We start from the raw sequence: 23,064 nt of genomic DNA, 5'->3' as shown, positions 1-23,064 counted from the left end.
CAAGGGAGACTGACTAGGAAAGGAATAAAAACCATGTTGTTAACACGTAAGACAAACTTGGCGATGGCCGTTGCATCGCTCTGCGCGATTTCTACTTGTGCCCAAGCAGAAAGCAAAGCCGATGAAGTGATGGTGGTGACCGCTTCTGGATTCGAACAAAAACTGGTTGATGCGCCTGCCAGTGTGACTGTCATTACCGAAGATGATCTCCGTGCCCGCCCGTACACCAATTTGCTTGATGCGCTGCGCAATATCGAAGGGGTTGACGTTGGTGAAAGCCAAGACAAAAGCGGCCAGAGCACCATCAGTATTCGGGGTATGGGCGCCGACTATACTTTGGTGCTGATTGATGGCAAACGTCAAAACAACAATGGCGATCTTTATCCGAACAACTTTGTCGGTTTCCAATCGGCACACATTCCGCCACTGGATATGATTGAGCGTATCGAAGTGGTGCGCGGCCCAATGTCCACTCTGTACGGTGCAGATGCGATGGGCGGTGTGGTCAACATCATCACCAAACGGGCGAGCAAAGAGTGGCACGGCTCTATCTCAACCAGTCGTACCTTCCAAGAGAACTCAGAGCTGGGCGATGTTAACACCACCGATTTTTACGCCTCTGGTGCGCTTATCGAAGACAAATTGGCGCTCTCTGTTCGCGGCAGCTACTACGATAAAGCCGAATCCACACCATCTTATGCTGCTGAGCTTGGGCCAGATGGCAATATGCATCAGCCTTCGACCACCTTTGGGGGCGGCGGTAAAACCTCCGACAACCAGAATTGGGCCGCTGGCTTTGGCTTAGCTTGGTACATCAACGAGGATCAGGAATTGTTGCTCGACTATGACGCTTCGCGTCAGAAGTATGACAACAGCGAATCTCAATTCGGCACCACCGACAGTGCTGACACCATCTATAAAAATGCCCGTGTAGGCTATGCACCTACGCAGCGCACTCTGCGTGACCAATGGTCTTTGACGCACAAAGGCAAGTGGGAGTTTGGCCGCAGTGAAGTCTCGCTGTCACATGTCAAAACAGAAAACTTAGGCCGTTCACTGCCGCTCTCGTTACAGCAGCGTCAAGAGTTGGCGGATAAAAAAGCCAATTTGAGCCAAGCCGAAGTGATGGCCTGGATCGAATCTGAATTGATGTCTCGTCCTAAGCGCGAACTGCGTAACGAAAGCACCACGTTGGATGCCAAACTCGAGCTGCCTTTGGGCGATCACTTTGTGGTTGTAGGCGGACAACTGATTGATTCCGAGATGGAAGATGGCGTGTTTGGCATGCAAGGATCGGGTTATCAAGCGGGAGCGATGCAAGAGCAAACTCAATATTCGCTGTTTGTCGAAGACAGCTGGCGCATCATTGAGCCATTGACGCTGACCGCAGGTGTACGCTACGACGATCACGATACATTCGGTAGCCATGTTTCACCGCGTTTGTACGGTGTGTACAGCTTAAACCCGAACTGGACAGTAAAAGGTGGTGTGTCAACGGGGTATAAAACGCCGAAAACCACCGATCTTTACTCCGGCATTACTGGCTTTGGCGGCCAAGGCACTAGCCCGTGGGTTGGCAATGAAAACCTGAAACCGGAAGAATCGATTAACAGCGAAGTGGCGGTGTACTACACCCATGAAAAAGGCCATACCTTTAACGCGACCTTCTTCCATAACGATTTTAAAAACAAGATCGAAAGCAAATACAACTGTATCGCCAATCCAAACAATCGCGCGTGTGACAATGCGGATGCCGCAGGTTGGAATGCGTTAAATAGCCGCTATGTCTTGACTTACAAAGACAACGTCGGTGATGCAAGAGTGCAAGGGGTCGAGTTGGCTGGACAACTGATGCTGCCATACGATTTGTCACTAAGAGCAAACTACACTTACACCGATTCTGAGATCACCAGTGGAGCCAATAAAGGTGAGCCGCTGACCAGTAATCCCGTGAAGCACATGCTCAATACGACCTTGAACTGGTACGCGACTAACTACGTTTCGCTCTATCTGACCATGGAAGCCAACTCAGACCGCTACCGTGGTCAAGATGACAGCGGTAAGGATCAGTACTACAAAGATTTCGAGATCTTCCACTTAGGTGGCAGTTGGATGCTGTCGGATGATTTGACTCTCTCCGCTCGTGTGAACAACTTATTTGACAAAGACTTTACCACCTACGACGTGACTAACTGGCAAGACAACGGTGATGGTAGCTACACCATGACTAAAGAAGATCACTACAACGTGAAACACGCGTCGCGTAACTTCTGGATATCGGCCAACATGCGCTTTTAAGCGGCTAATGGTAGATTAACGGATTCACAGTCCGGTTATGCTAGAAACATAAAAAATCCCCAGATGAAAATCTGGGGATTTTTCTTATCTTCACAATAATGTCATAAGTCTTGAGGGTAAATAAGCTTATTGTTGAACGGTTGCACTGAATTAGGCCGAAATTGGGTAGATGCTTTATTTTTGTGAACGTGATGCACCAAGTTGGTGCTGCAGATTTTGTTTTTAGTGCGAATTTTCTAATAAATAATTTAAAAACAATAAGATAAAAAGTTGGCACGTACCTTGGATTACTTGGTATGTAACAGGATGATGTTTTCAGAGAGGATGCAATGAAACTAATCAACGCCATTATTAAACCATTTAAACTGGATGATGTTCGTGAAGCGCTGGCGGATGTCGGCATTGAAGGGATGACGGTTTCAGAAGTGAAAGGATTCGGCCGTCAGAAAGGACATACCGAGCTGTATCGTGGTGCCGAGTATCAGGTTGATTTTCTACCGAAGGTAAAACTTGAGATTGCCACTCAAGCAGACAATGTGGACCGAGTGATTGAAGCGATCACCAAAGCGGCGCATACCGGAAAAATTGGTGACGGCAAAATTTTTGTGTACGACTTAAGTCACGCGGTACGTATTCGTACTGGCGAGACTGATATTGAAGCACTGTAACGATTCAAAGGACTGGAGAACTTACTATGGAATTAACAACAACCGTAACTGAGTTACGCTACGCGCTCGATACCTTTTTCTTCCTCATTTCCGGCGCGCTTGTGATGTGGATGGCGGCTGGTTTCGCCATGTTGGAAGCGGGTCTGGTGCGTTCAAAAAACACCACTGAAATTTTAACCAAAAACTTCTGTTTGTACGCTATCGCCTGTACGACCTACTTGGTGGTTGGTTACAACATCATGTACGTCGACAACAGCGAAGGCGGTTGGCTACCTTCACTTGGTGCGCTGATTGGCAGTCAAGCCGAAGGGGCGGATCACTCGCTTGAGTCGGATTTCTTCTTCCAAGTGGTCTTCGTTGCCACTGCCATGTCTGTGGTATCAGGTGCTGTCGCTGAGCGTATGAAACTGTGGTCTTTCCTTGTGTTTTCGGCCATTTTGACCGCGTTCATCTACCCAATGGAAGGTTACTGGACTTGGGGCGGCGGCTTCCTGTCTGCGGCTGGCTTTAGTGACTTTGCGGGCTCTGGTATCGTGCATATGGCGGGGGCGTCTGCGGCTCTAGCGGGTGTGTTATTGCTCGGTGCGCGTAAAGGCAAATACGGCAAAAACGGTGAAATCTACCCAATTCCGGGTTCTAACATGCCACTAGCCACCTTAGGTACCTTCATCTTGTGGTTCGGTTGGTTCGGTTTCAATGGCGGCTCACAATTAATGCTGTCGGATTTTGAAAACGCGACAGCGGTAGGTCAAATCTTCCTGAACACCAATGCGGCAGCAGCGGCAGGTTCAATTGCAGCACTGCTCGTGTGTAAAACCACTTGGGGTAAAGCAGACCTGACCATGATTCTCAACGGCGCGTTGGCTGGTCTAGTGGCGATTACCGCAGATCCTCTTTCTCCATCACCAGTTTACTCGGTGGCGATCGGTGCGGTAGCAGGTGCGCTAGTGGTGTTCAGCATCATTGGTCTGGACAAAGTGAAAATTGACGATCCAGTGGGCGCTATCTCTGTTCACGGCGTGTGTGGCTTCTTCGGTCTGATGGTGGTTCCGCTAAGCAATGCCGACGCGACTTTCTCAGCTCAGCTTCTCGGCGCTGCGGTTATCTTTGCTTGGGTATTTGGTGCAAGCTTAGTGGTGTGGGGCATCTTGAAAGCGACCATGGGTATCCGTGTTAGCGAAGAAGAAGAGATGGAAGGCATGGACATGCACGATTGTGGTGTTGGCGCTTACCCAGAGTTCGTGACCGTCAAGTAAGACACAAATCCTTACAAATAAAGCTATCAAAAACCCGCCGTTGTTGGCGGGTTTTTTGTCATTTGAGCGTTGTTTTAAAAATCGACATGCTTATAATGACGCAACTGATAAACGTTATCATTCTAGTTCAAATCTAGCTCAAAGGACTCTCTTGATGAAAAAACTGCTTACTCTGTCTGCGCTGGCGTGCGCGACACTGGCACCGACAGCCATGGCTGCGGAAGAAGTGAACGTCTACTCTTACCGCCAACCTTTCCTGGTTGAACCTATGTTTAAAGAGTTCACCAAAGAGACGGGCATTAAAGTGAACGTGATGTTTGCGAAAACCGGCATTGCAGAGAAGCTAGCGCAAGAGGGCGAGTACAGCCCGGCAGACGTGATTCTTACTGTGGACATCAGCCGTCTGGCTGAGCTGACCGACAAAGGGCTAGTTCAGCCTGTAAACAGTGACATTATTGAAAAAAATGTCCCAGCTCAGTACCAAGATAAGCAAAATGAGTGGTTCGCTTTGACTACCCGCACGCGCAGCGTTTACTCATCACGCGATCGCGTTGGTCTGCTAGGTGAAGACTTTGACTACGAAGATCTGGCGAAACCAGAATTCAAAGGCAAAATTTGTACTCGCAGCGGCAAACATCCTTACAACGTTTCTCTGGTCTCAGCAATGATTGCTCATCACGGTGAAGCGGAAACCAAAAAATGGCTGGAAGGCGTGAAAGCGAACCTAGCGCGTAAACCGCAAGGCAACGATCGCGGTCAAGTGAAAGCGATTAAAGAAGGCCTTTGTGATGTTTCTCTTGGCAACAGCTACTACCTTGGCGCAATGATCAACGATCCTGAGCAAAAAGCGTGGGCGGACTCGGTATATATCAACTTCCCGAACCAGAAAACCCAAGGCACACACGTTAACATCTCTGGCATGGCGATGGCTAAATACGCGCCAAACAAAGCCAATGCGCAGAAGTTGATGGAGTTCTTGACCGACGACGTGGCGCAGCAAATGTATGCCGAGGTGAACTTTGAGTACCCAGTTAAAGAAGGTGTGAAACGCTCTGAGTTGGTGGCCTCTTGGGGTGACTTTAAAGCAGATACGCTTTCTTTAGATGACATTGCATCTCACCATGCAGCGGCAATTAAGCTTCTCGACGAAGTGAAATTTGACCTTTAAATGAAACAAGGGGTATAACTGTACCCCTTGTAAATTAAAGTGATATGAGATGTATTTGCGAGCGCAACTGTATTTCATACAGCCTTGCAGTAATTAGGCGATGAAAGAACAAAAATACACCTGGAAAACCAGCAGTGGGGCATTAGCCGTACTGCTGGTTTTGCCGATCTTAGCGATCTTCTACACGGCGGTTGGCCCAAGCGACGAGCTGTTTGCTCACTTGCTGGCAACCGTGATGCCGTCCTACATTGTTAACACCATTACTTTGACCTTGGGCGTGATGCTGCTCTCGTTGCTGCTTGGCATTCCGAGTGCTTGGCTCATGGCGATGTGCAAACTGCCCAGCGAAAAGTGGCTGCAGTGGGCGTTGGTGCTACCATTGGCGATGCCCGGTTACATCATCGGCTACATTTTTACCGATTGGTTTGACTACGCAGGTCCAGTACAGATTCTGCTGCGTGACATTACGGGCTGGGGCGCGGGGGAATATTGGTTTCCCGATATTCGCACTGTTCCGGGGGCGGTTTTTGTCCTGTCACTGGTGCTCTATCCTTATGTCTATTTGCTGTGTCGCGCCGCTTTTATGGAGCAAAATGTCTCTTTGCTGCAAAGCGCGCGCCTGCTTAAATGCAGCCCGTGGGAGAGTTTTTGGCGTATTTCGATGCCGTTGGCGCGCCCTTCCATCGCGGTGGCATTGTCACTGGTCGCGATGGAAACCATCGGTGATTTTGGTACGGTGAGTTATTTTGCGGTCAATACCCTAACTACGGCGGTTTACGATACTTGGCTCGGCTACTCCAATCTCAACGCAGCGGCGAAAATCTCTGCGTTGATGCTGGTGATCGTCATCTTACTGCTCAGTGCAGAACGCTATAGTCGTCGTCGACAAAAGCTGTTTCAAGCACAATTTAATAGTCATGACGATTTCCGTTATCAACTGCATGGCTGGAAAAAATGGGCGGCGCTGTGTTGGTGCTGGGGGCTGGTGGCGGTAGCGTTTCTGTTTCCGTTGTTGCAACTGCTCGACTACTCGCTGACCTATTTTGCGCAAAGCTGGACCGAAGAGTTTCGCCGTTTTGCACTTAACAGCTTGCAAGTCTCTTTATCTGCGGCGGTTGTCGCGGTGTTGGTCGCGTTGGTGGTGAACTTCAATAACCGACTTCACAGCCAGCGCTCGAGCTTAGTGTGGATGCGTATGTCGTCGCTCGGCTATGCCGTGCCGGGAACGGTTTTGGCCATTGGTGTGATGGTGCCGGTGTTGTCGCTCGATCATTTGGTCAACGACCTGGCCAAGCAGTTTGCATGGGGAAGGCCGGGGCTGATTTTTTCCGGTTCTATGTTTGCCATGATTTTTGCTATGGTGGTGCGTTTTGCCGCGGTGGCGATTGGCAGTATTGAAAGTCATCTCAACAAGGTTGCCCCTTCGCTCGACATGGCGGCTAGAACCATGGGCTGTAATGCCAATCGCATGCTGTGGCGGGTGCATTTCCCTTTGATCAAACGTGGCATGCTCATCGCTGGCTTATTGGTGTTTATTGAGTCGATGAAAGAGCTCAATGCGGCTTTGCTTTTGCGACCCTTTAACTTCGAAACCCTTGCGACCTATGTTTATAGTTACGCCTCCGACGAGCGCCTGGAGATCGCAGCCATGCCTGCGGTACTGTTGGTGCTGGTCGGCTTGATCCCTCTTGTTATTGTTAACCGTTCACTGGAGCAGAGTCACTAATGAGCTGTGCGTTATCTATCCGAAATTTGACCTGCCAATATGATCAACAGACGATTTTAGAATCGCTCTCTTTGCACGTTGAACCGGGACAAATCGTCTGTTTGCTTGGTGCGAGTGGTTGTGGCAAAACTACTTTGCTCAAGGCCATTGCTGGCCTGCTGCCGCTCAGCGCGGGCGAGATGTGCCTCAATGGTGTAACGATCGACAATGGCCAGCATTGGCTGCCACCTGAGCAGCGCAACATTGGCATGATCTTTCAAGACTACGCGCTCTTCCCGCATTTGACGGTGGCCGACAACGTTGGGTTTGGTCTGAAAGGGCTCAGCCAACAAGAGAAACAGCATCGAGTGGCCGAAATGTTGGATTTGGTGCATCTGAGCGCCTTTGCCCAGCGCTACCCGCATCAGCTTTCAGGTGGTCAGCAGCAGCGAGTCGCCATTGCGCGCTCATTGGCTTACAAGCCAGATTTACTGTTGTTGGATGAACCGTTTTCCAATATCGATACTCAAGTGCGTCATGAGTTGATAGGTGAAATTCGCAAATTGTTCAAAGCGCAGGGGGTGACGGCGATTTTTGTTACCCATTCTCGTGAAGAGGCGTTTGCCTTTGCCGATAAAATGGCGGTGATGAACCACGGCGTAATTGAGCAATATGGCACGGCGTCGGAGCTTTACTATCAACCATCAAGCAAGTTTGTGGCGGATTTTCTTGGCGGTGGCAGCTATCTGCCTGCAACGCGTTTGTCTGAGAGCGAGTTCGAAACGCAGCTTGGTGTGGTAGAAGCCCAAGCGCAGCAGCCAATAGAACTCAACGCTCGCTGCGAACTGTTGCTGCGCCCGCAGCACATTCAAATCAGTGCCGCCGAAAAGAGCAGTATTCACATTTTAGAACAGCAGTTTATGGGCGATCACTGTCGCTATGTGATTGAAAGCAATGGTAGCCAACTGTTAGCTAGCTCCTCGCAAGCGCTGAGTGTCGGACAGAGCGTAAGTGTCAAAGTGGATACTCAAGGAATCTTGGCATTTTAAGAGCAAAAAAAGCCCGACTTAGTGTCGGGCAATCGTTCTTCAGGTGAATCCTCTTGGCAGGATCAGTTTAAAGCCAAAAATTCTTTAAACTGTTGAAGAACAAGCTCTGCAGTGTCTTTGTCTTGCATCTCGGCAAAAATTCTCAGCAGTGGCTCTGTGCCGGAGAAGCGTGCAATCACCCAGCCGCCATTTTTGAAGTAAACTTTGGCCCCGTCGTGATAACTCACTTTGTCGATGGCAAAATCAAACTCAGGCAGCAGCTTCTCAACATAAATTTTGTTGTACAACGCCTCTTTCTGCGCGGCTTTAAATTTGCAATCGCCTTCGGCCATGTAGGCGTAGCCGTATTTGCTGTAGATCTCATCGAGTAACTCAGAGAGTTTTTTGCCAGTTACGGAGAGCATTTCTACCAACAGGCTAGAAGCGAATACGCCATCTTTGCCTTTGATGTGACCGCGAATGGTCAAGCCGCCAGAGCTTTCACCACCAATCAAAGAGTCGTCCGCTTCCATTTGTGAGCTGATGTGTTTAAAGCCAACAGGAACTTCAAAGCACACTTCGCCATGATCGGCGGCTATCTTGTCGAGAATATGCGTCGTGGCGATATTGCGCACCACCGAGCCTTTCCAACCTTTATATTCAAGCAGGTAGTAGTAAAGCAGCATCAACACTTCGTTGGGGTGAATGAAGTTGCCTTTCTCATCGATGATGCCCAAGCGGTCGGCATCGCCGTCAGTGCCGATGCCAATGTCGTAGCCTTCTGCGGCCACTAAGTGTTTGAGACGATAGAGCGTCGCGGCACTCGGTGAAGGCATTAACCCGCCGAAGTCCGGGTTTTTCCCATCGTTGATCACGTCGACATCACAGCGGCCATTAATCAACACGGTTTGCAATGCGTTCTTCGCCACACCAAACATAGGGTCAATCAATACGCGCAGATTGGCACGTTTAATCGCTTCAATGTCGATAAAATCGATGATCGAATCGACAAACTCGTTCATCGGATTGATGATCTTGATCTGTTTGTCTTGCACCGCTTGTTCGAAATCGACGCTTTGCACTTGATCTAAAGTCAGATGGGCGATTTGCGCTTCGATCTTCTGCGTGATCACTTCGTCAGCATCACGTCCGCCTTCAATAAATACCTTGATGCCGTTGTAGTCCGCGGGGTTGTGCGATGCAGTAATGCAAGCCGAGTAAGCACAATCCATCTGCTTGGCTTTAAACATCACAATCGGCGTTGGGACAAATTTATTGATAAAACTGACCACAATGCCGTTGGCCGCCAGCACTTCTGCAAACCAAGCGCCCGCTTTGTCTGACAAGAAACGGCGGTCGTAGCCGATCACAAAGCCGCGATGCGCCACTGCTTCGTCATGAATGATGTTCGCGACCGCTTGTGCGACCAAGCGAACGTTGTCTTTGGTGAACTCTTCGCCAATAAAAGCGCGCCAGCCACCCGTGCCAAATTTGATCATAATTTGATCTCCAATCGGAAGTGGCAACGCGGCCACTTCCAAAATTTTTGCTAGCGATACGTGATGGGGTTATCCCAACACGACCACAACCTCATTTAGCGTACCTTGCGCTTGCGCAGGAACCGCACCTTCGAGCGCTTGGCCGTTTAAAGTGATCGATTTCACTCCTTTTGACACGCCTTGCGGGTTTTCTACCTTGATTTGGTAAGTTGCGCCGCGCCATTGGCGAGTCACTTCAAAACCTGGCCACGAGGTTGGAATACATGGGTCGATTTCAAGTGAATCAAAACCAGTACGTACGCCGAGGATAAAGTTGGTGGTGGCGTAGTAGGCCCAACCTGAAGTCCCCGTTAACCATGGGTGGTTTGCTCGGCCATGGTCTTGGTGGTCACGGCCCATGATGAACTGCACATAGGAGTACGGTTCTGCAATACGGTTTTCAATAATGTCGTTTTGGTTGTATGGGTTGAGTGAGTCGTAAAGCTCCATTGCGCGATCACCGCGGCCAAGCTTCGCTTCCGCTACCCATGCCCATGGGTTTGGATGCGAGAAGATCGCGCCGTTTTCTTTCACGCCTTGGTAAACGCGAGTGACGAAACCGATGTCATCATTCGGGGTGGCAAACGATGGTGCGTTTAGGTGTAGGCCATATTTGGAGAACAGGTACTCGTAGACCGCATCCATCGCCTTGATGCCGCGTTCGTGGCTGACTGCGCCAGATAGCACCGCCAGTGAGTTGGACTCAAGGTGCACTTTGCCTTCCACTTGGTCGAAGGTGCCGATCTTGTCGCCATCTTTGGTCAGGCCGCGGATGTACCATTCGCCTTTTTCATCCCAGAGATGGGTTTCACACGCTTGACGAACGCCGTTTGCCATCGCTTGGTACTTATCGGTTGCGGCGTCATCGCTGCGGAAACGAGACAGTTCCAAGAACGCTTCCAGTGCCCAGAAGTGTAGGAACGAGACCATAGAAGACTCACCGCCGCCGAGGTTTAGACAGTCGTTCCAGTCGGCACGTAGCCCTTTACAGATACCGGTTTGACCAACGTACTCTGCGGAGAAGTCCAACGCGGCCATCATGTGTTCATACACGGTTGCGTTGCCGCCGTCGGCGTAAGGGATCACTTCGTCAATAAAGCCGATATCGCCTGTCTCTTTCACATAGTTCAAAATGGTTGGCACGATCCACAGGTGGTCGTCTGAACAGGTGTCTTTGATGCCGTGGATCTTGTCATCGTCAGATGGGGTTGGGACAACGGTCGGTGATTTCGATGGTTTAACATCGGCTTTTTCTGGATCAAACCAATCAGGATCGAAGAGGTGTAAACCGTAACCCGCTTTCACTTGGCCGCGCAGCAGATCAACCAGACGCTTACGCGTCATCGCTGGGTTGGTGTGCGGAACGGAGATCGCATCTTGGGCGGTATCACGATAACCCAAACCAGTACGGCCACCGACTTCAATGAACGAGGCAAAGCGCGACCATACCACACAGGTTTCTGCTTGGTAGAGTGTCCATGCGTTGATCATGGTATCTAAACCAGCGTTTGGTGATTTCACCTGGAACTTGTCACAGCGCTCGTCCCAGTGTGCTTTGATACCGGCAAACGCTTGATCCACTTGGTTCAGATCTTGGTATTTTTCGCGCAATTTCGCGCCGTTACCTTTACCGACACCTAAGATCACCGCAAAGCGTACTTTCTCGCCCGGTTGCAACACAAATTGCTTGTGCAGTGCGCCACAATGGTTGTAACAAGTTTGCGCGCTGTTCGAGCACTGACCTTGCGCCACCGCAATTGGGTTGGCTTCGTCGCGGTACATACCGAGGAACGTATCGCGCTGGCCATCGTAGCTGTCGGCATCAAACGTGGCTGTCAGGTAGTAGAAACCAAGGAAGTCGTCGGTGTTGTAGTATAGGTCGTACTCAATCACGCCATCTTTGAATTCGGTGCCCGCAGAGTAGAGCGACATCTGGTGGTTTTGGTTATCTGATTTGATGTGGCTGAAAGAGAACTCAACATAGTTGAATGCACTGATGGTGCGCACTTCGTTTGAGGTGTTTTCGATCTCAACATCCCAAACTTCGGCATCTTCGCCTTTTGGTACGAAGAGTGTTTTTTTCGCCACGATGCCGTTGTACTCACACTTAAATTTTGAGTAGGAGAGGCCATGACGAACTTCGTAGCTCGCTTGTTCAAGGCTTTTTGCCACGGGTTGCCAGGAAATAGACCAGTAGTCGCCAGTGGCATCGTCACGCAGATAGACGTAATGTCCCGGGCGATCTTGGGTAAAGTTAGGGCGGAATTTGGTCACGCGGTTGTACTCGGGCGAGTGATAGAAAGAGTAGCCGCCCGCGTTGTGTGAGATGACGGTACAGAACTTTTCTGTGCCCAGATAGTTCGTCCAAGGTGCTGGTACATCTGGACGGGTGATGACGTATTCACGATTGTCGTTATCGAAATAGCCGTATTTCATTGTCATTTCCTTTTCAACAAACTGCCGCATAGGCAGTCAAAAACTAAAGCAAGTAAAACAGCCAGGCGCTTTTGCCCCCGGCGGATTGTCTATTTCCAAGGCTGACGATATTGCACGCCTTGTTTGTCGAGCAGTGGCAAGTGGCCTTTGAGTCTTGCTAAGTAGTCGGGCCAGTCGCGTTGCTGTTTTTCCGTCCAACACGCTTCGGCCAGCGCGGTTAAGCGCGGGAAGATCATGTAGTCCATACGTTGTGGGTTATTAATGATTTCGCACCAAAGAGCCGTTTGGATTCCCCAAATTCGTTTATGAATTGGGTCGTCAGCCGGTATATTGGCAAGCGGCTCGTAGGTATAGGCTTTTTCAAGTGGCAGTGGATTGGCCCAATCTACCCCCGGCTCTTCCGGTGCGTAATCTTGTGTCATATCGAGATAAGTGGTTTGTGCAGGCTGCAGCACCACATCAAATCCTTGGCGAGCGCAGTTGACCGCCGCATCTTCACTCAGCCAAGAGTAGATGACGGTGTCTTTGCTGACTTTGTCGCCGTGTTGTGCCTCTTCCCAGCCAAGCATGCGTTTGCCAAGTGAGCGCAGTTTTTGTTCCGCATAGCGTAGCAAGTGGCCCTGAAGCTCTTTGTAATCTTGGTAGCCCCATTCTGCCATCAACGCTTGGCAGCTCGGGCTGTTTGACCAAACGCCATGTGGCACTTCATCGGCGCCGATATGGACGTAAGGAGAAGGAAACAGTGCCGCGACTTCTTCTAAGACGCGATCAAGGAACTGGTAAGTGCCTTCTAATGCAGGGTTCAACACGTTATCAGAGTAGTTCTGAATACTGCGATAGACGGTGGTGTCTTGCTCTTCAACCAGTAGGTGTGGCAGTGATTTGATCGCCGCGCGGCAGTGCCCCGGCACATCAATTTCAGGAATGACATTGATGCCTCGTTGCTGTGCAAACGCGACTACCTCTTTGATCTCTTCTTGGCTATAAAAGCCACCGTAGCGCTGCGAAATGTGAGTGTATTGTGGCTCTATGGCTTCATCGACACCGCGCCAAGCGCCAATTTCGGTTAGCTCAGGGAAGGCTTTGATCTCAATTCGCCAGCCTTCATCGTCGGTCAAATGCCAATGGAAGGTGTTGAATTTGTAGTGCGCCAGTAAGTTGATCAGACGTTTGACTTGCTCGACACTGTGAAAATGGCGTGAGCAATCGAGCATCATGCCACGATAATCAAAGCGCGGTTGATCGGCAATCGTGCAGCACACCAGTTCAATCGGCTGACGCTCTTCAGGGTAACCGATCCATTGCAACAAGGTGGCGCTGGCGTGGACAAAGCCTGCCTGCGATCCTGATTCGATTGAGATGTGCGACTCACTGATAGTGAGGTGGTAAACCCCCTCATCCAAGGTCGGATTCTTTTTATATACCAGCTTGCCATGATCATCGGCGCTGAGAGTGATGTGGTGAATTCGTTGCAGCTCGTCAATAAACCATTGGGCTGCGCTTTGTGCTGCATCGCATTGGCAAGCTACGCCGCTCTCCGCGGTAAGGGTAAAGCTCCCTTCATCGAGTGTCATTGCATTGGGTTTAGGTAGCAGGGCATGCTTACTGGCTAAAGTATGTGGCAGCACCTCGCGTTCACGATAAGGGGAAGCCAGTACAATGGGCGGGACATCTACTGGCTGGCGAACCCGTACACCGTTTTGTTGAAATTCAATAAAAGCTTGATGTAAACCATCGGAATAGTAGCGAAACGGATTAGTTAGCACGCTAAATTCACAGTAAAAGTGGTGATTTGCTGCTAATACTTGTGCTTCCGGTTGTAGTTGGCAATAGCTGCCAATTTGCGTCAGAGTGCCATGTGAGACGCTACCAGGCTGAATGAAGCGATTGAAAGCAAAAGTGAGCGACCACGCGGGCAGGTCTTGGTCACTGAGATTATGCAAAGTGAGTCCAAAACGACAATTCTGTTTCTGCTCTGAAAGGACAACCAGGTCAATACGATATTCCATGAACAATTCCTATTGTTGGGTCATAGCATAGAGGTTGTGTTTGTCTTGACCGGCAAACATCAACGCCCCTTCTATAGCGTCGTGTTGTGGCTCGACGATCCATTGCTGAACGGGTGGTGATAACCATTGCAAAATACGTTCTGCGATACTGCCCATTAAGCAGATGCGCGTTGCGCCGCGTTTATGTAAAGCGATGAGAAACATCTCAATGTCCTGCGCCGTCTGTTTTAACAGTTCAATCGCCAGCGAGTCGGCCTGTGCCGCGTGCTGGAAAATCGCGGGAGAAAAGCAGCCATAGTCTCGCGGCAGTGCCTTTTTGGACCATTCAACAATAGCGTCGACATCTTGGTTAAAATGCGTCATCACGTGCAGGCAAAGTGGGGTTTTCTCGCGAATGCCGTCTTCGGCGAGTAGCACTTGTTGGATAAGTCTCAAGCCCATAACAGCACCACCACCTTGATCGGAGATAGGAAACTCGCGTCCTCCCACCACATGCTGCACACCCTCTTGCAGATAGATGCCGCACGATCCTGTGCCTGCGATCATGATCGCGCCGTTCTTACCGTTATGCGCCCCAAGGCAAGCGCCGTACGCGTCCGTATTTAAAGTGACACTGGCAAAAGGATGTGGCTGCTGCATAAAAGCGTGCCAAGAGTTTTTGTGCTCAGCCCCCGCCAGCGCTAAGCCCAAATGCATACTGGCAAAATCTTGCTCGGTTAGGCCACCTTGTTTCGCGGCTTGGCGAATTGCTGAGATGATGGATGTCATGGCGAGTTCCGCGCCGAGCATGATATTGGCACTGCCACTTTTGCCCTCGCCAATTAGCGTACCTTGCGCATCGCGGATCCGAGCGCGGCACGAGGTGCCCCCGCCATCAATCCCTACGTAAAATGCTTTCATTGGCTCACTCCTGCTCGCACTGAGTGTGGTGATGTGCTTGGCACATCATGGCAAGCAGATACCAAGCGCCGTGAGGGATCCATTGCTCTCCCCAACGCCAGTTCTGCAACATGTCGTCTTTTTGCCCGTCTGGGTTGAAGGCGATATCTTCTTCGTCGTCAAATCCTGCGGTTATTCCATTGCACACCCCGCCTTTGGCGTTGAAAAAACCTAGATGTGGAAGGTAATCCGGATTGTTGTGGCCGTGGCCATCAAGCATGCACATATCGTACGGGTTTAGACCTAAAATCCAGTTCAAGGCATCTTGCGCCAAGAGTAAAAGTGCTTGCTTGAGCGACTCATCGCGGAGGTATTTTTGTGCCAAAAATCCCAGCACCGCAAGCGAGCCTAGACGGGCATTTTCACCCTGCCACCAATAGCCAGATTCGTTTTGTTGGGCGACAAAAAAGGCGTCACGTTTGGTTTGATTGACTCCTTTAACGTACTGGCGTGGGTAACCAAAAGGGTTGAGCACTCTGTTGGTGATAGTCACTTCAAACTCGCACGCGTTGTGCACCACTTGACGCAGCGGTTCGCTATATTGCTCATCGCTCTCGATGGACAAATATTCACATAGGGCAATGACGGGCAGCCCCGCTTCGGCCGCGTGGAAATAAGGGCGAGAACCATCTTGATTGGCTGACCAGAAATGGGCGAACTGCTCATCGCTGTGTTGACGCACCGCAAGGCGGGCTGCCCACGCGCGACTTTCTTGTAGATATCGAGGCTCTTGCGTTGAACGATATAGCTCGACACATGCCAGCAGAGCGCAGTATTCGTCAATGATGTTCTCTTCACCGTCATTGAGATAATGGCGATTGCTTTCTTTCAGATGCCAGTAGCCATTTTCTGCTGCGTTGAGGTATTTCTGCTGATCATACTCGCCGTGTACATCCAATCTTGCAGCCGCTGCCAGCGCTGCTATTGCGATGCCGCCACCTTGGCGAAATCCCGCTTGGTAGTCGTCAGACTTGTGCCCCAGTTGCGTGGCGTAAGCGCAAATTTCCCGTTGTTTGACGTCTTTACTCCACTTGTCGAAGACCGTGGTGTAAAAGAATCCTTTAGGGTTTTGCATTCTGACCAAAAAATCAGCGCCATGCAGCGCTTCCTCTTTTAGCCGTACTTGACTAAATGCAGGGAAATCCGAGTTTTCGCTCATCAACTCAAAACCTTTGAGCATGTTCCACACCACCATGGGGATTTGCTGAGGGTTGAGATAATTGGCATAAGAGAGATGACTGAGATATTTACTCACATCGCCCGAGGCGTCGTACCAGCCGCCGTGCACATCTACAGTTTGCTCGCTGTGCAGCAAAGGAACTGCTTTATCTTGTTGGTCAAAAACTCCGCCACAGCGTTGTGATTTAAAGTAGTGTAATACGTCGGAAAAGGTTCGCTTGAACAGTAAAGTGTCGCCGATGGTAAAGGTGGCTGAACATAGGTTGTCAAAGCGAAGATAGAACTCACCAACGTGGTTAAAATCACTAAAATCAATGGTGTAAAAATACCCTTGATGCCAGTTGGCGACGCGACCAGCTTTTTGTATTAAAAGGGTAGTGATCGTTTGATGCTCATTGGCACAGACCAGCAAGGCAGTGTCAGACGACAGACGTGCTTGACGCGTCTGAAGCACGGCTTTCTTGGGGCCGTTTCGTTCGTAGCCTATATGGTTAGTGAGTAGCAGCATTGCAAATCTCCGACAAGAATTTCTAGTTATTGCTAGAGCCGAGCCAGGACGAGTCCTGGCTCTATTGGGCTTAATTTTCAAATAAGTAACAACGAACAAAGTGGTTTTCCGATAGCTGCGTGACTTCAGGTAACTGCTCGCGGCATCGGCTGGTCGCGTGTTCACAGCGTCCCGCAAAAGGGCAACCAACGGAAGCGGGTGTCCAGAGTGGAATTTCCCCTTTATTACCTTTTAATTTGTCGTGAATCGATTTGCTTGGATCGGGTACCGCAGATACCAAGAGTTGTGTGTAAGGGTGTTGAGGATCATGAATGATCTCTTCCGTATCTCCCCATTCCACCATGTGACCGACGTACATCACGGCCAGATCTTCGGCAATGTAGCGTGCGGTTGCGATGTCGTGCGTGATGTAGAGCAGTGACATCTGTTTCTCAAACTTCATCTCTTCCATCAAGTTGAGCACGCCAGCACGGATGGAGACATCCAGCATGGAAGTCGGTTCATCCGCCAATACCACCTCCGCGCCGACGGCAATATTGCGCGCTAAGTTGACGCGCTGACGTTGGCCTCCAGAAAGCTGATGGGGGAACTTCGCTGCGGTCTCTTTTGGTGGAATAAGGCCGACCTGTTCCAGAAGATCGTAAACACGCTCTTCCAGCTCTTTTGGGTTGCCCGGGGCGATCTTTTTATGGATCAGCAATGGTCTGGCGATGTGGTGGAAGATATTGTGTGTTGGGTTAAGCGAACCAAACGGATCTTGCCACACCATCTGAATGCCTTCGCGGTAAGCCATCAGATCTTTTCGTGAGGTGATCTCTTGAATGTCTCGGCCTTTATACTCAATCACACCGTTGCTTGGCGCGTACATTTTGGCGATCATTTTGGCGGTGGTTGATTTACCAGAGCCTGACTCACCCACGACCGATAACCCGCGAGCTTTGTACATTTTGAATGACACGTCATTGAGGGCACGCATCTTAGATTGTTTGATTGAGTTGCTATTGAGCGGGAAGTCTTTGACGACGTTTTTGCCTTCAATCAGCAGCTCACCATATTCTTTGCTCATAATTGTCTCCAGTATCCTTAACAGCTTGTCTCGTGGTCTTTACAGCTTGTGCTGAGCAATCGGCTCGCCATACAGGTGGCAGTTGGAAAAACGGCCTGGCTCGATTTGTCGTAAGCTGGTGGCGACCTTGGTACAAGTGTCGTGAACACGACTGCAACGGGCTTGGAAACGGCAACCTTGTGGAACATCCAGCAGGTTCAACGGGTTACCAGGTATGCCGGTCAGTTTGGTTTTTGGTCCTGTCAACGGTGGGAATGAACTACCCAACCCTTTGGTATAAGGGTGGAAAGGGGATTCCAGAATTTGTTTCGCTGGCGCAACCTCAATCAGCTCACCGGAGTACATGATGCCGATGCGATCGGAAAACTCGACCATCAACGACAAGTCATGGGTGATGAAGAGGATTGAAAAACCAAACTCTTCTTTCAGCGCATAGATCTTTTGCAAGATTTCGCGCTGTACCACCACATCGAGGGCGGTGGTTGGTTCATCCATGATGATCATTTTCGGATTGAGCGCGAGAGCAATGGCAATCACTAGGCGCTGGCGCATACCGCCAGAGAACTGGTGCGGATAATCGCTGAGACGGCTGGCGTGAATGTCAACGATCTCCAGCAGCCCTTCGGCGCGGCGTTTAGCTTGTTCACGCGTCATGTTGGTGTGACGCATGATCACATCGCAGAACTGATCTTCCATGGTCAATACAGGGTTAAGCGCGTTCATTGCACTTTGGAACACCATCGACATTTGGCTCCAGCGAAACGCCTGCATGCGATCGTCACTGTATTGGAGAATGTCTTCACCGTTGAAAATTACTTCTCCGCCAGTAATAAACGCGGGCGGCTTGTGTAGGCGCATCAAAGAGAAAGCGACGGTTGATTTACCACAGCCAGATTCTCCAGCAAGACCAAACACTTCACCGGGTGCGATGTCGAAGCTGACATTGTTACAGGCACGGACATCGCCCGCATCGGTGATGTAGTCAACGCATAGATTGCGGATTGAAATAAGTGGCGTCGTCATAGTTATTTATCCCCGCTGCAAAGTACATTTTGTGGTTCAATCGCTGGAGCACGTTCTTTCTTGTCTTGCTCTGCCAGTTTTTTCCAGCGTTTCATACCTTTATGAGAGCGAAGTTGTGGGTTGGCAATTTCATCGACCGCAAAGTTAAGCAGCGCCAAACCAGTGACCAGCAAGGTCAGTGCGATACATGGAGCCAGTAGTTCCCACCAAGCGCCGATGAGCATCGAAGAAGAGGTTTGTACGTTGTACAGCATGATGCCCCAACTGATGGTGTTGGGATCGCCAAGGCCAAGGAAGGATATGATCGATTCCATGGTAATGGCGTACATCACTGAACCGATAAAGCTTGCGCCGACAATAGGAATCAGGTTGGGCAGAATCTCAACGAAGATGATGCGCCATGAGGACTCACCCAGCACTTCAGCGGCTTTGACAAACTCTTTTTCACGCAGCGCAAGTGTTTGTGAGCGAACGACCCGCGCGCCCCACGCCCAGGAGGTACAGCCGATAATAATCGCGATGGTTACCGGTCCAGCTTCGCCAATAAAGGCGGCCAAAACAAACAGCAGCGGATATTGCGGTATCACCAACATGATGTTCATCGCCGCGGTGAGAATATCGTCGATACGTCCACCAAAGTAACCCGCCGAAATGCCGATAACAGTCGCTAAGAAACAGACGGTAATACCTGCGCCAAAGCCAACGGCGAGTGACACGCGAGCACCGTAAGCCAGTTGAGACCAGATATCACGGCCCATACGCGATGTACCTAGCACATGATCAGCCTTTTTAGACAGTTGCAGCGTACGGCGATCATCGGCGAGGTTTTTGGCAATCCAACCATCAGGATTGGCTTTCGCGGAGGTCACGACAAAACTTGGGTATTCGTGTGGGTTACCCGTTCTCTTATCTGGCGCATGTTTGGTGATAAGTGGTGCGCCCACTGCCATGAAAATAAACAGGCTAACAATCACCAGACCAATACGTGCAACTGAGTTACCTAGAATAAGCTTAAATAGATTGTTCATGATTATTTACCTCCCTTGCGTAGGCGAGGATCGAGCACGACATACAGCATGTCGGCAATCAGGTTAAACGACAGCATAAACAGCGTCATGATAAGTAATTGACCTTGTAGAACTTGGTAGTCACGCGCGTTGATTGCATCAAGCAGAACCTTACCTAGTCCCGGGTAGTTAAAGATGATTTCAACTATAAGCTGACCACCGATGGCCATACCGAGTGACATGGAAAGCGCCGTGACACTGGGCAGTAGCGCGTTACGTGCTGCATAGTTGAACACCACGCGGTTTTCGCTCAAGCCTTTGCCTTTAGCCATGGTGATGTAGTCTTCCGCTAGCAGGTTGATCATGTTGTTACGCATGTTCACCAAGAAACCACCAATTTGCACAATAGAGGCACACAGTAGAGGTAGGATTGCGTGATAAGCCACATCTTTGTAATACGCCCAGCTTGTCCAATCTGGAATCGTACCTGGAGTGTAGGCATAACCAGTTGGGAACCAGCCTAGGCCGATAGCAAACGTAAACAGAGCGAGCATGGCAATAACGACTTGCGGAACCGCTTGGATAATCAGCATCCCCGGCGTAATGAACGCATCGTATTTACTTCCACGACGCCAAGCAGCGAAGATCCCTAAGATAGAACCAATCGAGAAAGAGAGAATGACCGCACTACCCGCTAAGAACAGTGACCAGCCGAAAGCGCTGCCTAGTAGTTCATTGACACTGAGTGGATAGAACTTGATTGACGTGCCCAGCTCCCAGCTCACAATACTCTTGAGGTAGGTCAAATACTGGACATACAAAGGACCGTCGACGAAACCGAGCAGCTTTTTCATCGCTTCGATGCGCTCTGGGGTAACCTGTGTGGTTGCATTCGCAAACATCATGGTGACCGGATCGCCCGGCATCGCCCTCGGAATAATAAAGTTTAATGTTGCCGCAACTAAGAGAGCGACTAAATAAAATGACAAACGTCTTAAAAAATAACCCATAACTTACACCTTACTCACCCAGCGTTTTCCCTGTTTCTGGTTTCAGGTCGCTCATGACCGAATTCAGAGCGAAAAATCCCCTGACGACTGGCGCCATAAACAAACTCGCTTTGAAAGGGATTTATAGCGGCGCACGGGATGTGCGCCGCGGGAGATGAACTTCTACTTAGTTAACTGGTTTTAGGTCCAGTACGTGCAGTAGACGCTCAGGGATGCCAGCCCAAATGTTTGGACGGCCCTTAGGATTTTCTTCGTTCCACCAGCCAGTAAAGCGCTTGGTGTTGTATTGGTACATGTAAGCACCAGACATTACAGGAATGGTAACCTGATCTGCTGCGATGATTTGCTGGATACCATGAGCGATAGCGATTTGCTCTTTCTTGTCAGCCGTTTTGTAGAAGCTGTCGAGTAGGTTGTCCAGTTTGTCATTTTTGTAGAAGTGCATCGCGAAGCGAGGCATGCCTTCACCTTTCTGTAGTGCTGAGTTATACGCGCTGTTCCAGTATAGGTGTGGATCCGCACCGTGGAAGTAGTTGGTGTATGCAACGTCGTAAGTGCCTTCTAGCATTGCTTGGTTGTATACCGCGAACTCAGGGGTACGAGCTTTCGCTTTGATGCCGACTTCAGCGAGCTGTTCAACCGCAAGTTGTACGGTGTTGTTGAAGTCAGTCCAGCCATTTGGCGATTGGATTAGCAGTTCGAAAGATTTGCCTGATGGCGTGTCGACGAAGCCGTCGCCATTGACATCTTTAAAGCCTGCTTTCGCCAGTAACTTCTTCGCGCCTTCTACGTTGTAGGTGTTGTAGCCTTTGTACTTGTTGTGCACTTTTTCATCAGACCAAGCTTCGAAAGCGTAGCCAAGGCCAGATGCGAAGTCATTCACTGTACCGCCGCCGTAGAACGCGATGTCAATGATAGTTTGACGGTCAAGTGCCATCGAGAATGCACGACGGAAATCAACATTGGTCAGTGCTTCTTTTTTCACTGGATCTGGGCTTTTGAAGTTCACCACAAACGCTTGAGTACCTGATGGTGGATACCAGTACTGGTGGTTAGGGCTCGCTGCTGCGTAAGTACGGTCAATGTCTGGAATGAACGAAGAAGTCCAATCTAGTTCAGAGTTAACAATCTTACCTAGCAATTGGTCGTTGTTGGCGATTTGAGGTACACGCAGACAGTCAACATTCAGGTGCGAGTTGTCCCAGTAATTTGGGTTACGGCACTGAATGTAAAGCTGTGGGGTGAAGGTGTCGATTTCAGTAAATGGACCAGTACCAACAGGGTTCTCGTTGGTGAACGTGGTTGGATCTTTTACGTCTTTCCACACGTGCTCAGCAACAATAGGAACCAATGAAATTTCGTAAGGGACGTTTGAGTTTGCTTCGCTTAGGCGGAAACGAACTTGGTATTCGTTCAGTTTCTCAACACTGGTCACCCATTTGTTGATGCCGCGTTGGTCAAGCTCAGGTTTTGCTTTCAGTAGGCCGTACGAGAACACGACGTCATCTGCAGTAAACTTCTGACCATCAGACCATTTTACACCTTTACGGATGTCAAAAGTCACGCTCATCAGGTCGTCAGACATGCGGAAATCTTCAGCGAGACGCATCACAGGGGTATTGCCATGCATTTCATTAAAGATAACAAGTGGTTCATAGATAAAATCCGTTGTCGTGCGAAGGTTAGTCGCTAGATACGGGTTAAAGTTACGTACCATGGTAGGGTAGAAGTCAGGTACGATAGTTAGCTCACTACGAGCTGCCGCTGGTGCGGAAATGCTGGTCGCTGCTGCGGCGATAACTGCAGTCGCTAGAGCCGTTTTTTTTATATTGGCAAGCATAGCTGTTCCTTACTATTCGCTTTCATTTCACATTGTTTGGAATGTCATCAATTGATAAACACTCTCTAAGACCTACCTCTGACGGTTTGATCAAAGTGGCCTGTAGGCCTTAGGCAGGAGTAAGAAAACACCTTACCAAGTAAATAATCAAACTCGTTTCCCGTTAAAAACGTTAAAATGAAGAGCAACTCCGTTATAAACGTCATTTTTATCTGGGTTGAGTTATTTTTGCTGAAATTCTGCTCATTGATATGCGTCGCATCCTCAGGGGGAGTGATGATTAAGTGTTAGTGGTTACAAACCTTGATAGCTCCGTTTTTATTGCTGTTTAAGTTTATTGTTAATATTGTAGATCTTGCTCACATCTGGAAAATGAGTTAATTAAC

General features: G+C 49.7%; 16 protein-coding genes. 6 read left to right on the top strand and 10 right to left on the bottom strand.

What is annotated here, in order from left to right; genetic code table 11:
• Positions 1-33: 33 nt before the first annotated feature.
• The 6 genes from EWA64_RS05640 to EWA64_RS05615 all read left to right on the top strand — a co-directional run bounded on the left by EWA64_RS05640 (position 34) and on the right by EWA64_RS05615 (position 8,144).
• Positions 34-2,298, top strand: coding sequence for a TonB-dependent receptor domain-containing protein (locus tag EWA64_RS05640; RefSeq protein WP_061895219.1), 2,265 nt, complete (start codon positions 34-36; stop codon positions 2,296-2,298).
• Positions 2,299-2,627: 329 nt separating this feature from the next.
• Complete coding sequence (gene glnK / locus EWA64_RS05635; RefSeq protein WP_039430416.1) at positions 2,628-2,966, top strand: P-II family nitrogen regulator; 339 nt, start codon at positions 2,628-2,630, stop codon at positions 2,964-2,966.
• A gap of 26 nt (positions 2,967-2,992) precedes the next feature.
• Positions 2,993-4,222 (top strand): ammonium transporter, encoded by a 1,230-nt coding sequence (locus EWA64_RS05630; protein ID WP_039465152.1) that lies wholly within the window; start codon positions 2,993-2,995, stop codon positions 4,220-4,222.
• 154 nt (positions 4,223-4,376) lie between these two features.
• Positions 4,377-5,390, top strand: coding sequence for a Fe(3+) ABC transporter substrate-binding protein (locus tag EWA64_RS05625; protein WP_045571170.1), 1,014 nt, complete (start codon positions 4,377-4,379; stop codon positions 5,388-5,390).
• Positions 5,391-5,490: 100 nt separating this feature from the next.
• Positions 5,491-7,116: an ABC transporter permease gene (locus EWA64_RS05620; protein ID WP_061895220.1), complete on the top strand. Its 1,626-nt coding sequence runs from the start codon at positions 5,491-5,493 to the stop codon at positions 7,114-7,116.
• A complete protein-coding gene (locus tag EWA64_RS05615) occupies positions 7,116-8,144 on the top strand; it encodes an ABC transporter ATP-binding protein (protein ID WP_039439565.1) in 1,029 nt (342 codons plus the stop codon). Before EWA64_RS05620 ends, EWA64_RS05615 begins: the two co-directional genes overlap by 1 nt.
• Positions 8,145-8,206: 62 nt before the next feature.
• On the opposite strand, the gene EWA64_RS05610 is transcribed toward EWA64_RS05615, so the two are convergent.
• The 10 genes from EWA64_RS05610 to EWA64_RS05565 all read right to left on the bottom strand — a co-directional run bounded on the left by EWA64_RS05610 (position 8,207) and on the right by EWA64_RS05565 (position 22,678).
• Complete coding sequence (locus tag EWA64_RS05610; protein WP_061895243.1) at positions 8,207-9,622, bottom strand: phosphoglucomutase/phosphomannomutase family protein; 1,416 nt, start codon at positions 9,620-9,622, stop codon at positions 8,207-8,209.
• A gap of 69 nt (positions 9,623-9,691) precedes the next feature.
• Complete coding sequence (locus EWA64_RS05605) at positions 9,692-12,097, bottom strand: glycoside hydrolase family 94 protein (protein WP_061895221.1); 2,406 nt, start codon at positions 12,095-12,097, stop codon at positions 9,692-9,694.
• An 89-nt stretch (positions 12,098-12,186) separates the two neighbouring features.
• Entirely contained in the window at positions 12,187-14,106 is a 1,920-nt protein-coding gene (locus EWA64_RS05600) for a beta-N-acetylhexosaminidase (protein ID WP_061895222.1), read from the bottom strand.
• A gap of 9 nt (positions 14,107-14,115) precedes the next feature.
• Complete coding sequence (locus tag EWA64_RS05595) at positions 14,116-15,006, bottom strand: glucosamine kinase nucleotide-binding domain-containing protein (RefSeq protein WP_061895223.1); 891 nt, start codon at positions 15,004-15,006, stop codon at positions 14,116-14,118.
• Positions 15,007-15,010: 4 nt separating this feature from the next.
• The gene (locus EWA64_RS05590) at positions 15,011-16,732 is read right to left on the bottom strand and encodes a glycoside hydrolase family 9 protein (protein ID WP_061895224.1); all 1,722 of its coding nucleotides are present in this window, start codon (positions 16,730-16,732) and stop codon (positions 15,011-15,013) included.
• Between the two features lie 70 nt (positions 16,733-16,802).
• Positions 16,803-17,798, bottom strand: coding sequence for an ABC transporter ATP-binding protein (locus EWA64_RS05585; RefSeq protein WP_039430406.1), 996 nt, complete (start codon positions 17,796-17,798; stop codon positions 16,803-16,805).
• Positions 17,799-17,837: 39 nt separating this feature from the next.
• Positions 17,838-18,821 carry an ABC transporter ATP-binding protein gene (locus tag EWA64_RS05580; protein ID WP_039430405.1) on the bottom strand — a complete coding sequence of 328 codons (984 nt, stop codon included), beginning with the start codon at positions 18,819-18,821 and terminating at the stop codon, positions 17,838-17,840.
• 2 nt (positions 18,822-18,823) lie between these two features.
• Positions 18,824-19,849, bottom strand: a complete 1,026-nt coding sequence (locus EWA64_RS05575) for an ABC transporter permease (protein ID WP_039435873.1) — start codon at positions 19,847-19,849, stop codon at positions 18,824-18,826.
• Between the two features lie 2 nt (positions 19,850-19,851).
• Positions 19,852-20,838 (bottom strand): ABC transporter permease, encoded by a 987-nt coding sequence (locus EWA64_RS05570; RefSeq protein WP_061895225.1) that lies wholly within the window; start codon positions 20,836-20,838, stop codon positions 19,852-19,854.
• Positions 20,839-21,004: 166 nt separating this feature from the next.
• The gene (locus EWA64_RS05565) at positions 21,005-22,678 is read right to left on the bottom strand and encodes an ABC transporter substrate-binding protein (RefSeq protein ID WP_061895226.1); all 1,674 of its coding nucleotides are present in this window, start codon (positions 22,676-22,678) and stop codon (positions 21,005-21,007) included.
• Positions 22,679-23,064: the final 386 nt, after the last annotated feature.

It is taken from the genome of Vibrio cidicii, from assembly GCF_009665415.1.
GTDB classification, from domain to species: Bacteria; Pseudomonadota; Gammaproteobacteria; order Enterobacterales; family Vibrionaceae; genus Vibrio; species Vibrio cidicii.
The sequence above is the reverse complement of the archived record's forward strand: the minus strand, read 5'-3'. Positions and strand labels throughout refer to the sequence as shown.